This is a genomic window from Gordonia sp. NPDC003504 (assembly GCF_053587995.1).
The window spans coordinates 249243-263700 of sequence record NZ_JBSFPC010000008.1 but is presented as its reverse complement, the minus strand read 5'-3'; the positions used below and the strand labels follow the sequence as shown (position 1 = coordinate 263700).

Here is a 14458-nt window from a genome sequence, read left to right as displayed (position 1 = left end):
CCCGCTCCTTCAGCTCAACGCTGTACTTCCGTGGTGCTGCCATACTCTCCATCCTTCACAGATTCGAGAGCCTCCGACAAACCCGGGGCGATTCACACCCCGGTCGAAGCAGAGCAAGCGCACTACGCTCATCACCAGACCCCAGCACCCGCGGGAGTCTCACACTAGAAAGTCTCCGGACTCGCCGGGGCGATTCAGTGCCAGCTGTTGGGGGTGTTGGCTACGTTACCGGCGCCGGGCCACAATGTTGAATGTGATTGGCTCGGATTCGTTTTCGCCGACTTTGCCGATTGCCTGATACGACCCTGGTCCCACTGTGGTCCGTGGCCGCGTGCAACCCGGGCTGCTCGTGAACCCAGACCAGGTGATGGTGTCTTTGAATTGCTGTTGTGGTTGCAGCCTTTGGATGTTATGACTGCGGACCGGCGAGCAATCCTGTGCACTCCACAGTGTTCGGGAACCGTCGAGCGTTTTCACGGAGACGTTCTGTGCCGCCTTGCCGACATCCTGCCTACAGGCGGCTAGCCCGGCGTTCGTCGCGACGAGAGTGAAGATTGGTTGGCTGTTTGTCGTGTAAGTCGACTTGTCGGTGTACAGCACGACCGCGAGCGATTGACTTGGGCAGTTCCCATCGCCCTCGACAGACTCCATCGAAGTGGTTCTGTCGGTGGTTGATTCAGCGCCGGCAGTGCCCGCCGCGGGCGGCTGGACAACGACCTCACTACTCGCGGCCTCGGGTGAGGCATCCGTGCGGTCTCCTAGTATGGTCGCTGCGACGGCTGCCATGGAGATAGTCGCCGCGAGAACTGCTGCACTGACGAACCACCCTTTCCGACTTCCTCTCGTCTTCGGCTTCTGGGTGGTCGGTGGTGCTGACACCGGTGGGATAGCCGTTGGAGCCTGTGGATCCAGGCTGCGCGGAGGGGTCGGTTTTGCTGTGGGAGTGACTTCCGCCGGGGGGCGACGCATCGGCGACGAAATGTGGGTAGGCGTGGATGTGGAAGCGGTGGGAGTCGTATCCGAACCACGAATGCTTGTGTTGTCGATGGGAGTTCCGGCATATATCGGCAGATTGACGGAGGCCTGTGCGGCTTGCTCTGCACAACCATGGGACAGTGTCGTGACGAACTGTCGACAGTTGGCGAAACGTTGATGGGGATTCTTGGAGAGTGCTCGAGCCAGCGGGTCATCGAACTCTGCCAGTCGTGGTTCTTGTTCCGAGAGTGGCCTCACTGCCCGTGAGATATGCGCCATCATCAACGCCGAAGGCGTTGAATCGGTGAAAGGCATTGTGCCGCAGAATAGTTCGTAGATGGTGCAGCCGAGCGCATACTGATCCGACGCCGGCGATGCCGGATGGCCGTCGATGATCTCCGGCGCAGTGTAGGCGAGCGTTCCGATGAACGCGCTGCTCGCGGTCAAACCCGTGGCGTCGAGGAGTTTGGCGATACCGAAGTCGAGGACGACGGCGCGTTCGATGGCGCCATCGTCGTCGCGGAGCACAACGATGTTGGCGGGCTTGATGTCTCGGTGGACGACGTGGCGGCGGTGGGCGTAGTCGAGGGCTGCGGCGACGTGTCCGGCGACCTCGACGACCTCTTCTGTGGTCAGTGATTGGTGGGTGGGGTTGGCGCCGTCGAGATGCTCCATGGTGAACCACGGGGTCTCGTCCTCGACGCCGTAGTGATAGATGGTGACGATCGCGGGATGGCTCAGGGCGGCCGCGGTTTGGGCCTCCTGGGTGAAACGGCGTTGGAAGTCGGAGTCATGAGCGCCCGCCGCGGAGATGACCTTCAACGCCTCGCGGCGGCGCAGGTGCGGATTCTCGACGAGGTACACCTGACCCATGCCGCCGCGACCGAGGAGAGAGATGATCCGGTATCCCGCGAACTCGTCGCCCGGTTGGAGCGCCACCCATCACCTCCGCATTGATTGTGCATCGGCACATTACCGGCAAACCGGTGGTCGGGCCGCGAATGTAGTCCGGACGGATGGCTGACATCAGGCGTGTGACGAAGCTGTCTGCCGACCATCGAGCTGTGACGCGGCTCTGGACTACGTCCGACTCTCACCCGCCGGCGGAGCGATGAACCTTACGACACGATCATCGGTGCTGACCGGCTGGCCGTAGGCGCGGTTGACCGTCGCGAACTGGATGACGCCGTTCTCCAGCGCGGTCATTCTGCCGAGAGCCCCATACCGCTTGTCCAACACGACGGTCGGCGGATTGACGGTGGGGTTGTCACGTGTCGGGGCGGTGATCGCCTCAATCCGCTGCCCCCGTGTCTCACTGACGAAGACCTGACCGGTGGTGGCCGCGCATCCGGCGATCTGTGGCTTGTCCGGCCAGGTCCACAGCACGGTCGCGGTGCCCGACTCGTCGACCGACTGCAGGCGGTCCTCGGTCTGGCCCTGGTCGGCGATGTACAACGTGCCGGAACTGTTGGGGCACAGCGACACATTGGAGCCGAGCCCGGAGGTGAGAACCTTCGGGCGAGCATTGCCGCCGGAGGACAGATCGGTGATCGAGAGCAGCTTTCCGGCCAAGGAGGCCGGGTCGTTGGCCGCCGCCGGGTTACCCGCGTTTCCGGTCGCCACCACCAGTTCGGTGGGTGAGGCGAACAGCATGGCGCCCATGTTTCCGGTGGCGCCCTTCGGGATTCCTGTCAGGATCGGTTTGGGGACGTCGCCCGGCGCCAACCGCACCACCCGGTTGTCGCTGGGGGTGGTGATCAACGCATAGATCAGCTGATCCTGGTCGTAGGTGGGGGAGAATGCGAAGTCGATGAGACCACCGTCGCCGGAACCGTCGACCGGAAAGGTCGCGACGGTCCGCGGCGGTCCGTAGCGCTTGGTGGTGATGATCTTGCCGGTGGTGCGTTCGGCGACGATCGTCACCTCACCCTGGTCGTCGCCGGCACGCAGGCCGCCGGTGGAGGCGAGGCAGGTGGCGATGACCGCCGGGTCCGGGTCAACGCACGGCCCCGGCGGCGGAGGCGACGGACTGGTCCCCTCCTGCGGAGTCGACTGCGGCGGAGTCGATGGGAGATTGAAGTTCTCATCGTTCTCACTGAATTGTCCGGCTGCCTGATCGCGGTCCTGCTGGGAGAAATCACAGCCGGCCAGCGCGACGACGAGTCCAAAGATTCCCAAGAGGACCGCAACACGATTACGGACAGCGGCGATGCTCCGCCGGGACCGTGAATCCCGGCCTCGTCGGTGAATATGCCGCCCCTGTCGCATGCCCACCACAGTAGCGATCACCAATCGTTGCCCTCCGACCGCGCGGCGGTCGACCGCCTCCACCGTCGAAACCTCTAGCATCGGCCATGTGAGCGAGCGTGGACAGTCCGACGCCGGCGACGATAACTTTCAGCCGCCGAGCCCGTACGACGAACCGACGGGCTCGTTCCGGGTACCCGAGATCAGTGAAGCCGACCGCGACGCCTTCTACGAACGTCACCGCCGTCGCCCCGGCCAGGTCTCAAGGGTGGAATCCCTCGACGACATCGGGCCCGACGAAGTCGAGACCAGGCCGCTGCAGGTCCCGCCTTCGGCCAAACGGCGCAACCCGGTGCCCATGCCGCCGGTGACCCCGGTCGACCCGCCCACGTCGCGCACCGGCGATGGCCCCTCGGCGGCAGATACCGCGCCCACCGCCAAGATCGGCACTGCGCCGAAGTCGGCGACCCCGACCGGACGGCCGCAGGCGCCGTCAGCGGAGGATCGGGCGCCGTCAGCGGAAGAGGGGGCCGGCGCGTCGTCGGCACAAGGCGTGCCTGCGGCGGCCGCCGCGACGGAAAACACCACGACCGCGAAGACCGCCGCGCAGGAGACCGAGAAGATCGACGCCGGGGCAACCACACGGCAGCCTCCCACACCGATCCCGTCGGTCGAGGAAACCTTCCCGGAGCTTGCGAAGACGCGGCGCGAGGACGCCCAGTCCGACGGTCCTGCGCCCACCCGGGTACTGACCGATGAGGACTTCGACACCTCCGACGACGGGGATAGCCGAACCGCGGCCATGCCGGCCCCGGCGGCCCTCGCCGCCTACGACAGTGACGAACCGCACGAGCAGTCCGATCAGCCGGACCACGACGGCGACCGCGAACCCGTGACGGTGGCCGCGGTTCGGGAACCGCGCGGCACCCTCGATCTGGGCCTGCTGGTTCTGCGGCTCGGTCTCGGCGTCGCAGCGGTGGCGCACGGCCTGCAGCATCTGTTCGGGTGGTGGGGTGGACCCGGGATCTCGGGGTATCAGGACTTCCTCGCCAACGACGCCGATCCCGCGCTCGGGTTCCATCCCGACGCGGTGCACATCCTGGCGATTGCCGGCGGCGTGACCGAGGTCGTCGGTGGCGCACTCATCATCCTCGGACTGTTCACGCCGATCGGTGCCTGCGCGATCCTGTCCGTGATGCTGTTGGCCACGACGTTCCGGGTCACCCTTGCCGGCGGGTTCTCCTACTTCGCCTCTGCCGGTGGCGTCGAGTACGAGATCCTGCTGGCCGTCGCGGCCGCTGCGTTGATCCTCACCGGGCCCGGGCTGTATTCCCTGGACCGACCACGTAAGTGGGCGCGACGGCCGTTCATCGGGTCGGTGGTGTGGCTCGCGCTGGCGATCGCTGCGGCTGTCGTCGTGTGGATTTTCCTGAACGGCGCCAATCCGCTTGAGTCGCCCGGCAATTCGGGCTGAGTGGTTCCGGCCTCGGCATGCGAAGGTGACCTCGATACGCCCGCTCCTTCGTCGCGGGCTACTCGGCCGGCAGGCAAGTACCCACTCGGGCCCGGCGTGGTGCGGGCTACGCGGTCGACGGGGGAGCCGACTCAGTCGACCTTGCGGACGGCTCCCTTGTCGGCCGAGGTCGCCAGTTTCGCGTAGGCACGCAGCGCGGTGGTGACCGGACGCTGACGATCCTTGGGCTGCCACGGACGCTCCGAGGCCTCCATCTTGGCGCGACGTTCGGCGAGCACCTCGTCGTCGACGAGGACCTCGAGGCGTCGGGTCTTCACGTCGATCAGGATCGGGTCGCCGTCCTCGATGAGGCCGATGACGCCGCCTGCGGCGGCCTCGGGCGAGATGTGGCCGACCGACAGACCCGACGAACCGCCGGAGAACCGGCCGTCGGTGATCAGTCCGCACTTCTTGCCCATGCCGGTGCCTTTCATGAAGGCGGTCGGATGCAGCATCTCCTGCATGCCCGGACCGCCGGACGGGCCCTCGTAACGGACCACGAGGACCTCGCCGGCCTGGATGGTCTTGCTCAGGATGACCTGGACGGCCTCCTCCTGGCTTTCCACCACGCGGGCCGGGCCCTCGAAGTGCCACAGGTCCTCGCTGATGCCGGCGGTCTTGAGCACGGCACCGTCGTCAGCAAGGTTGCCCTTGAGGACGCACAGTCCGCCCTCGACGGTGTAGGCGTGATCGAAGTCGCGGATGCAGCCACCCTCGGCGTCGGTGTCCAGGGAACTCCAGCGGTTGGCCGTGGAGAACGGGGTGGTGGTGCGCACGCCTCCGGGTGCGGCGTGGAACAGCTCGAACGCCTCGTCGGTGGCGGTGCCGCTGCGGATGTCCCAGTCGTCGAGGGCCTTCGCGAGGGTCGGCGAATGGACGGTCGATGTGGTGTCGTCGATCAGGCCGGCGCGGCGCAACTCGCCGAGGATGGCCGGGATTCCGCCGGCTCGGTGCACGTCCTCCATGTGGTAGTCGGAGTTCGGCGAGACCTTCGACAGGCAGGGAACGTTGCGGCTGATCTGATCGATCACCGACAGGTCGAAGTCGGCGACCTCGCCCTCCTGCGCGGCGGCCAGAATGTGCAGCACGGTGTTGGTGGATCCGCCCATCGCGACGTCGAGGGCCATCGCGTTGCGAAACGCCGTGGCCGAGGCGATGCTGCGCGGCAGGACCGACGCGTCGTCGTCGCGGTACCAGCGGGTGGCGGCCTCCACGACCACCTGACCGGCACGTGAGAACAGGGCGCGGCGGGCCTCGTGGGTGGCCAGCGTCGAACCGTTGCCGGGCAACGCAAGTCCGAGGGCCTCGGTCAGGCAGTTCATCGAATTGGCGGTGAACATGCCCGAGCACGATCCACACGTCGGGCACGCGGAGCGCTCGACCTCGGTGAGGCCGTCGTCGTCGACACCGGAGTTGGCCGATGCGGAGATGGTGGTGATCAGGTCGGTCGGCGCCTGCGCGACACCCTCGACGACGACCGCCTTGCCGGCCTCCATCGGTCCGCCGGACACGAACACGGTGGGGATGTTCAGGCGCATCGCGGCATTGAGCATGCCCGGGGTGATCTTGTCGCAGTTGGAGATACACACCAACGCATCCGCGGTGTGCGCATTGACCATGTATTCGACGGAGTCGGCGATGATCTCGCGGCTCGGCAACGAGTAGAGCATCCCGCCGTGACCCATCGCGATGCCGTCGTCGACGGCGATCGTGTGGAATTCGCGGGGCACGCCACCGGCCGCACGCACCGCCTCCGCCACGATCTCACCGACGTCCTTGAGGTGCACATGCCCGGGCACGAACTGCGTGTAGGAGTTCGCGATCGCCACGATCGGCTTGCCGAAATCGTCGTCGGTCATTCCGGTGGCACGCCACAGGGAACGGGCTCCGGCGGCTTCACGTCCGACGGTGGTGGTGCGTGACCTCAAGGCTGGCATGGCTTTTCCTCGATCGGGTGGTTCTTCGCGCGTACGTGGGACGTGCGCGTGGACTGATGCGGGTCAACGCGTGTACCGCCGCGGATATTCGCGGGCGGAACCGATCGGGACGGGGTTGGGCGTGTCACCATCCGACCGGCGCTGACCACGATCGTCGGCGTTGTGCGTCGACGATCTCACCGAGCGTCCACGGTACTCCTGCCTGACGTGGGCAAACAAAACCGGCAGTCCACTCGTGACGGCACTGCCGTCTCAGATTCCGAGAACCACCTTGGCGATGGAGAAGTAGATGATCAACCCCGTCGCGTCGCAGAACGTCGAGATGAACGGTGTCGAGAACACCGCCGGGTCGACTCCGATGGACTGCGCGATCAGCGGCATCACCCCACCGACGGTGGCCGCCATCGTGCAGATGCACAGGATGGTCAGACCGATCACCGTGCCGATGTCCATGTCGTAGGCGAGTGACGCGACGCCGAATCCGACGAGGCCGAGCAGCACACCCAGCGTGAGGCCCACGCGCAGTTCCTTGCCGACCACGAGCGCCACCTCCCGCGGGGACACCTCGTCGACGGCCAGCGCGCGGGTGACGGTGACCGCGGCCTGCGAACCGGTGTTGCCGCCGATCCCCGTGAGCAGAGGGATGAACAGGGCCAACGCCACCATCTCGTCGAGTGTGGCCTCGAAGATCTCGAGCACGTTGACCGTCAGGATGGCCGACACGGCCAGCACGAACAACCAGACGATGCGCGAGCGGGTGATCGAGAGCACCGACGCCACCAGATACGGCTCGTCGAGGGGTTCGCTGGCACCGGCACGCGCCTGGTCCTCGTCGCGGGCCTGGTTCATCACCTCGACCGCATCATCGAGGGTGAACACGCCGATGACGTGGCGCTCGCTGTCGAGGACGGGGATCGCAAGGATGCCGCGCTCCACGCAGAGCAACGCCGTCTGCTCGGCATCGTCGCTCGCAGCGGCCGAGATCGGGGTGCGCATCAGGCTCGACAACAGGGTGTCGGGATCGGCGAGCAGCAGATTGCGCAGGCTCACCACCCCGGCCAGGACGTGGTCGCGATCGACGACGGGGACCATGTAGATGGTCTCCACCTGGTGGCCGACCTCGGTCACCCGGTCCAGCGCTGCCGCGGCCGAATCGTCGGTGTAGGCGTGCACGATCTCCGGACTCATCCGACGTCCCACCGAGCCCGCCGGAAACCCGAGAACCAGCCCGGTCGCCTCACGCTCGCTGCGTTCCAGGGATGCGACGAGGTCGTGTGCGACGGGTGCGGGCAGCTCGTCGAGGAGTTCCGCGCGATCGTCGGGATCGAGACTCCCGAAGAACTCGCCCACCTCGCTGGTACCCAGCTGTTCGATCAGCCGATACTGCACCTTGGGGCTGAGGTCCTCGAAGACCTGGAGCGCGACGTCCTTCGGGAGGAGCCGGAACGCGATGCTCGCCTGTCGACGCGGAAGCCGGTTGCCCACCGCCGCGATCTCGCCGGGCGGCATCGTGGCGATCAGATCCGTGAGTTCGGCGAGCTCGCCCCTGGCGATGAGCTCTTTGACCTGGTGCGGGCGGACCGCGTGTGTGACCACCCGAGAACGTTAACCAGCGGTGGCCGGAATCTGCATGCGGTGAAACCGATCGTTAAGGTGCCGGTAAACCCACGGTCGACGGGCGGCGCAATGTGGTCGCCGGCATGTCACGAATCGGCGATTGCCGCCGCCGCGAACGGGTCCGGGATGCGGCCCCGGCTGGCGGCCGACAGGCGTGGCAGGTCCTGGAAGGTGATCGCGGGCAACCGCACCGACGTCTCGTCGACGAGCACTGCGCGCACCGGCCCCCATCGGGTGAATCGGAGTCCGTCGATCTCGGCCCACGTCACGTCCCGGGCGCCAAACGTGCCCACCACATGCAGACCGTCCTCGGTCACCACCGTTCTGATCCGCCCGATCCACACCGCGAGCAGCACCGGCAGAACGAATGTCCAGCCGAGCCACGCCAGGCTCGTGCCGGCCAGGATCAGGGCGACCAGCAACGCCGCCGGAACGGCGAAGTAGGCGAGTTTGCTCAGCCGGAACACCTGCGGCAACGCCAGCTCGTCGGAGGCGGGTTCGGCATCGCCGGCCGCCGATGCCGAGCGACGGGACGCAGAACCCGAGGAGGACGATTGCGGTTCCGGGGCTGAAGCAGACACGCCACCATTCTGGCACTCTCGCGGGACCGCCCCTGCGTGAGGTGCCGCAGACCAGTGCATTCCCAGATCGTGGGATGACGACGACCGTGGTTTGACTCTTCAGTATCTGCAGTCCTACCGTGAGTGACGTGATGCATGACGAACTTCTCGTAGTAATCGGCCGGCGCGTCGTCGCCTGACCGGTCACTCACGAGACCCCAGCATCGACGCGCCACCCTCGAACAGCCTCGCTGTCGGGGGTTTTTTGTTGCCAGGATCCACCCACCCAATGATCACCAAGATGAAGGACCGTGCAGTGAGCGCACCAACAGCACGTACGGACACCAGCGGAAAAGCGTCCGCCCCACGCCAGGATTCCCCGGCGGGCGGCAGCCTCCGCGCGGTGCGGCAGAACACCGTCGCCCCCGAACGCGTCAGTGGCGCGAAGTCGGTGGTTCGATCGCTCGAGGAGCTCGGTGTCGAGGTCGTATTCGGTATCCCCGGCGGTGCGGTGCTCCCCGTCTACGATCCGCTGCTCGACTCCAAGAAGGTCCGGCACGTCCTGGTGCGCCACGAGCAGGGCGCCGGTCACGCGGCCACCGGCTACGCGCAGGTCACCGGCCGCGCCGGCGTCATGATGGCGACGTCGGGTCCCGGTGCCACCAACCTCGTCACGCCCCTGGCCGACGCGCAGATGGATTCGGTCCCGGTTGTCGCGATCACCGGGCAGGTCGGTCGCGCACTCATCGGCACCGACGCATTCCAGGAGGCCGACATCTCCGGCATCACCATGCCGGTCACCAAGCACAACTTCTTGGTGAGCAACGCCGCCGACATCCCGCAGGTCATCGCCGAGGCATTCCACATCGCCGAAAGTGGCCGTCCCGGAGCGGTTCTCGTCGACATCCCGAAGGACATCCTGCAGGCCCAGACCACCTTCTCGTGGCCGCCGCAGATCGATCTGCCGGGCTACCGTCCGGTGACCAAGCCCCACGGCAAGCAGGTCCGTGAGGCCGCCCGCCTGATCAACGCCGCCAAGAATCCCGTCCTCTACGTCGGTGGCGGCGTCATCAAGGCCAACGCGTCGGCCGAACTGCTCGAACTGGCCGAACTGACCGGTATCCCGGTGGTCACGACGCTGATGGCGCGGGGCGCGTTCCCCGATTCGCATCAGCAGCACCTCGGCATGCCGGGTATGCACGGCACCGTCGCCGCGGTGGCCGCACTGCAGCGCAGCGACCTGCTGATCACCCTCGGTGCCCGCTTCGACGACCGCGTCACCGGCCAGCTCGACTCGTTTGCGCCGGACGCCAAGGTCATCCACGCCGACATCGATCCCGCCGAGATCGGCAAGAATCGGCACGCCGACGTGCCGATCGTGGGCGACTGCAAGGCCGTCATCGTCGACCTGATCGAGACGCTGCGCGCCGAGCGGGCGACCACCGACGAGACCCCCGACCTGACCGCGTGGTGGCGGTATCTGGACGGCATCCGTCGCACCTACCCGCTGAGCTACGACCGGCCCGCCGACGGCTCGATGTCGCCGGAGTTCGTCATCTCCCAGGTCGGCAAGTTCGCCGGACCGGATGCGGTCTACTGCGCCGGCGTCGGCCAGCACCAGATGTGGGCGGCACAGTTCGTCTCCTACGAGAAGCCGCGCACCTGGCTCAACTCGGGCGGACTCGGCACGATGGGCTACGCGGTTCCGGCCGCGATGGGCGCCAAGATGGCCGCACCCGAGAAAGAGGTGTGGGCCATCGACGGTGACGGCTGCTTCCAGATGACCAATCAGGAGTTGGCGACCTGCGCCATCGAGGGCATCCCGATCAAGGTCGCGCTGATCAACAACGGCAACCTGGGCATGGTGCGTCAGTGGCAGACGCTGTTCTACGAGGAGCGGTACTCCAACACCGACCTCGCGACGCATTCGATGCGCATCCCGGACTTCGTGAAGCTCGCAGAAGCGTTGGGCTGCGCGGCCTTCCGCGTCGAGAACGAATCAGAGGTGGACGAGGTCATCGCCCAGGCACGCGCGATCAACGACCGCCCGGTCGTCATCGACTTCATCGTCGGCGCCGACGCCCAGGTGTGGCCGATGGTCGCCGCGGGCACCGGCAACGACCAGATCATGGCCGCGCGTGACATCCGGCCGCTGTTCGACGACGACGCGTCGGCGTCGGATCCGGCCGACATCCACGAGGTCGTCAACCAGAACACCAATCTCGGCCAGGAGGGTGAGAAGAAATGAGTACCCATACCCTCAGCGTCCTCGTCGAGGACCGTCCGGGCGTCCTCGCCCGCGTGTCCGGTTTGTTCTCCCGGCGCGGATTCAACATCGAATCCCTCGCCGTCGGACCGACCGAGCTCAAGGGCATCTCGCGGATGACCATCATGGTCTCGGTCGAGGACTTCCCGCTCGAACAGGTGACCAAGCAGCTCAACAAGCTGATCAACGTCATCAAGATCGTCGAGCAGGATCCGTCCAACTCGGTGTCCCGAGAGCTGATGATGGTCAAGGTCCGCGCCGACTCCACGGTGCGCACCGAGGTCATCGAGGTCGTGAACCTGTTCCGCGCCAAGGTCATCGACGTCTCGCCGGAGTCGCTGACCGTCGAGGCCACCGGCACCTCGGAGAAACTCGAGGCGCTGCTGCGGATGCTCGATCCGTACGGCATCCGTGAGATCGCCCAGTCGGGGGCGGTCACCCTGGGACGCGGACCCAAGAGCATGTCGGCCAACCGCTGACGTACGCACCACCAACGCGCCCCTCGCGTGCAGAACTGATTCGCCTGGGGCACACCACATATCGAAGGGAATCCAACTGTGGCGATCGAATTGTTCTACGACGACGATGCGGATCTGTCGATCATCCAGGGCCGCAAGGTCGCGGTCATCGGCTACGGCAGCCAGGGACATGCGCACTCGCTGAGTCTGCGTGACTCGGGCGTCGACGTGGCGATCGGTCTGCGCGAGGGCAGCAAGTCGCGGGAGAAGGCCGCCGAGCAGGGCCTGAAGGTGATGAGCAACGCCGAGGCGGCAGCCTGGGCCGACGTCATCATGATCCTGGCGCCCGACACCAGCCAGGCGAAGATCTTCACCGAAGACATCGAGCCGAACCTGAAGGACGGCGACGCCATCTTCTTCGGACACGGCCTCAACATCCACTTCGGTCTCATCAAGGCTCCGGCCAACGTGACCGTCGGAATGGTCGCCCCGAAGGGCCCCGGTCACCTGGTGCGTCGTCAGTTCGTCGACGGCAAGGGCGTGCCCTGCCTGATCGCCGTCGACCAGGATCCCAAGGGTGAAGGCCAAGCCCTGGCCCTGAGCTACGCGTCGGCCATCGGTGGTGGCCGCGCCGGCATCATCAAGACGACCTTCAAGGAAGAGACCGAGACCGACCTCTTCGGCGAGCAGGCCGTGCTCTGCGGTGGCACCGAGGAACTGGTCAAGACCGGCTTCGAGGTCATGGTCGAGGCCGGTTACGCCCCGGAGATGGCCTACTTCGAGGTGCTGCACGAGCTCAAGCTGATCGTCGACCTCATGTACGAGGGTGGCATCGCCCGGATGAACTACTCGGTGAGCGACACCGCGGAGTTCGGTGGCTACCTGTCGGGGCCGCGCGTCATCGACGCCGACACCAAGGAGCGCATGCGCGGCATCCTCAAGGACATCCAGGACGGCACCTTCGTCAAGCGACTCGTCGCCAACGTCGAGGGCGGGAACAAGGAACTCGAGGCGCTGCGCAAGAAGAATGCCGAGCACCCCATCGAGGTCACCGGCAAGAAGCTGCGCGACCTGATGAGCTGGGTGGATCGCCCTATCACCGAGACCGCCTGATCTCGTAGTTTTTTCGTGGCCCCGGCTCCTTTCGGAGTCGGGGCCACGGTCGTTGTTGGGTTCGTCTCCCGGTCGTCGGTGGGGAGGACTCGTGAGTGGGCTGCAGCGGCCTGTGGATGGTTGACCGCCGATTCGGCCCTGATGACCTATCGTGTCTGATCAGGCGACAATCACGAGGGGGTGTGGGGTGGACGTCAATCCCGAAGCGCTGCGACAGTTTTCGGTATCGGTGACCGGCCTGGCGGGCCGGATCCCGACGGCGCCGATGCCCGCCGATCTGGCGGCCGTGGCCGCCTGCCTCCCCGGATCGTCGACGCAGTATTCCGCCGCCACCGCCGCCGAGGCGATCGGTGGACCGTTGCGGGCGGTGGCGCGGTACTTCCAGGGCGTCGCGGACGCGGTGTACACCGCAGCGGGCGCCTACGAGGTGGCCGATGACGCCCTCGCCGCTCGATTCCGTTCTCTTGCAGGCGCATCCGAATGATCCCGAGCCGCACGGTCTTCGATGGATGGCGGCCCGAGGCGCTCCTCGCGGCGGGACAGACGCTGCGGGCCGACGCCGAGGGATTCGCCGACACCGTCGCCGATTCCTGGTACGGGGTGCTCGGACTCGCCCACGACGGGTTGTGGACCGGTCCGGCGCAGGTCGCCGCCGAAGGTGCCGTCGAGGTCGGTCGCGAAAGGGTGAACCAGATCGTCGCGATCGCCACCGGATCGGCCGTCGGGATCGGGCGCTTCGGGCCGCAGCTGGTGGAGGCCGCCACCGGCATCCGGCACCTGCTGGGTGTGATCGAGTCGGGTGATCTGTTCGTCGCCGACGACTGGGTGGTGCTGCCGCGGGTGAAACGCTATGCGCCGCAGGTGATCAAGGCACTCGCCCTGGCCGCCGCCGGTTTTCAGGATCAGATCGATCCGAAGCTGACCGCGCTGGGCTACGCCGACTACGACCTGGGCAACTTCATCCGCCACCAAGTGACCCGCAATGACCTCGGGATCGAGCTTCCCGAACTCCATCTGGACCCACGCGCACCCCAGGACTTCACCAAGGATCCCTACGCCGACACCACACGCGGGGAGAATCCCGAACTGGGACGCACCCATCAAACCCGTCGCCTGACCGAGCACCTGCTGGGCAGCGTGGTCGAATCGTCGACCACCACCCACGACGGCATCACCGAAACCACCGTCTCGATGCTCGACGGGAGTTCGCAGGTCTACATCTCGGGACCCGGTGGTGAACGCACCGAGTTCTTCGATCCCTCCGGCCGCCGAACTGCCATCCGCACACCCAATGCCGACGGTACGACGCGGATCGAATTGATGCGTGAGGGACGGTCCCCGGTGATCGTCACCGAACGCGCCGACGGCACCGCGGTCGCCGACATCGACGGATTCCAGGCGCCGATTCCCGGTTCCCAGGACATCACCGTGGCGTTGGCCGCCGGTGGGATGGCGGCAACGGAATCCCAGGTGACCCGAGGGCTGCCGTATCTGTCGGCGGTGCAGGCCCAGCAGCTGCAGGCCGGCGCCAAGGTGGCCGGTCCGGGCCTGACGATCCTGTCCACCGCGCTGAGCGTTGCCACCGCCGAGAACCAGTACGAGGTCTGCAAGGCGGGGGTCGCGGGCGGGGTATCGCTCGGCGTCGACTTGGTGGCGCTGGCCACGATGCCGGAGATGACGGCGGGCAAGGCATTTCTGGTCGGCACCGGCACCAGTCTCGGTGCGTCGACCCTGGGCAACGTGATCGGACAGCTGGTGTGCAAGTGAGGATT

The 14458-nt window shown here is 66.5% G+C and carries 11 protein-coding genes; 6 read left to right on the top strand and 5 right to left on the bottom strand.

Annotated features, from left to right (window positions below):
• Positions 1-225 precede the first annotated feature (225 nt).
• Complete coding sequence (locus ACWDPV_RS16585; protein ID WP_449743879.1) at positions 226-1914, bottom strand: serine/threonine protein kinase; 1689 nt, start codon at positions 1912-1914, stop codon at positions 226-228.
• Between the two features lie 141 nt (positions 1915-2055).
• On the bottom strand, positions 2056-3243 hold the full coding sequence (locus tag ACWDPV_RS16580) for a PQQ-dependent sugar dehydrogenase (protein ID WP_449743878.1): 1188 nt from the start codon (positions 3241-3243) through the stop codon (positions 2056-2058).
• An 88-nt stretch (positions 3244-3331) separates the two neighbouring features.
• On the opposite strand from ACWDPV_RS16580, the gene ACWDPV_RS16575 reads away from it, so the two are divergent.
• Positions 3332-4696 (top strand): DoxX family membrane protein, encoded by a 1365-nt coding sequence (locus tag ACWDPV_RS16575; RefSeq protein WP_449743877.1) that lies wholly within the window; start codon positions 3332-3334, stop codon positions 4694-4696.
• A 131-nt stretch (positions 4697-4827) separates the two neighbouring features.
• Here ACWDPV_RS16575 and ilvD read toward each other — a convergent pair whose 3' ends face one another.
• From ilvD to ACWDPV_RS16560, 3 genes are all read right to left on the bottom strand, one after another.
• On the bottom strand, positions 4828-6672 hold the full coding sequence (gene ilvD, locus ACWDPV_RS16570) for a dihydroxy-acid dehydratase (RefSeq protein WP_449743876.1): 1845 nt from the start codon (positions 6670-6672) through the stop codon (positions 4828-4830).
• A 252-nt stretch (positions 6673-6924) separates the two neighbouring features.
• Complete coding sequence (mgtE, locus tag ACWDPV_RS16565) at positions 6925-8268, bottom strand: magnesium transporter (protein ID WP_449743875.1); 1344 nt, start codon at positions 8266-8268, stop codon at positions 6925-6927.
• A gap of 107 nt (positions 8269-8375) precedes the next feature.
• Positions 8376-8870, bottom strand: coding sequence for a PH domain-containing protein (locus tag ACWDPV_RS16560; protein ID WP_449743874.1), 495 nt, complete (start codon positions 8868-8870; stop codon positions 8376-8378).
• Positions 8871-9165: 295 nt separating this feature from the next.
• Between ACWDPV_RS16560 and ACWDPV_RS16555 the strand changes: the two genes are divergently transcribed.
• From ACWDPV_RS16555 to ACWDPV_RS16535, 5 genes are all read left to right on the top strand, one after another.
• Complete coding sequence (locus ACWDPV_RS16555) at positions 9166-11097, top strand: acetolactate synthase large subunit (protein WP_449743873.1); 1932 nt, start codon at positions 9166-9168, stop codon at positions 11095-11097.
• Positions 11094-11594, top strand: coding sequence for an acetolactate synthase small subunit (gene ilvN, locus ACWDPV_RS16550; RefSeq protein WP_348806679.1), 501 nt, complete (start codon positions 11094-11096; stop codon positions 11592-11594). The genes ACWDPV_RS16555 and ilvN overlap by 4 nt, the downstream gene beginning before the upstream one ends.
• A 78-nt stretch (positions 11595-11672) precedes the next feature.
• Positions 11673-12686 carry a ketol-acid reductoisomerase gene (gene ilvC / locus ACWDPV_RS16545; protein ID WP_449743872.1) on the top strand — a complete coding sequence of 338 codons (1014 nt, stop codon included), beginning with the start codon at positions 11673-11675 and terminating at the stop codon, positions 12684-12686.
• 187 nt (positions 12687-12873) lie between these two features.
• Entirely contained in the window at positions 12874-13170 is a 297-nt protein-coding gene (locus tag ACWDPV_RS16540) for a type VII secretion target (RefSeq protein WP_449743871.1), read from the top strand.
• Complete coding sequence (locus tag ACWDPV_RS16535) at positions 13167-14453, top strand: hypothetical protein (RefSeq protein ID WP_449743870.1); 1287 nt, start codon at positions 13167-13169, stop codon at positions 14451-14453. The genes ACWDPV_RS16540 and ACWDPV_RS16535 overlap by 4 nt, the downstream gene beginning before the upstream one ends.
• Positions 14454-14458: the final 5 nt, after the last annotated feature.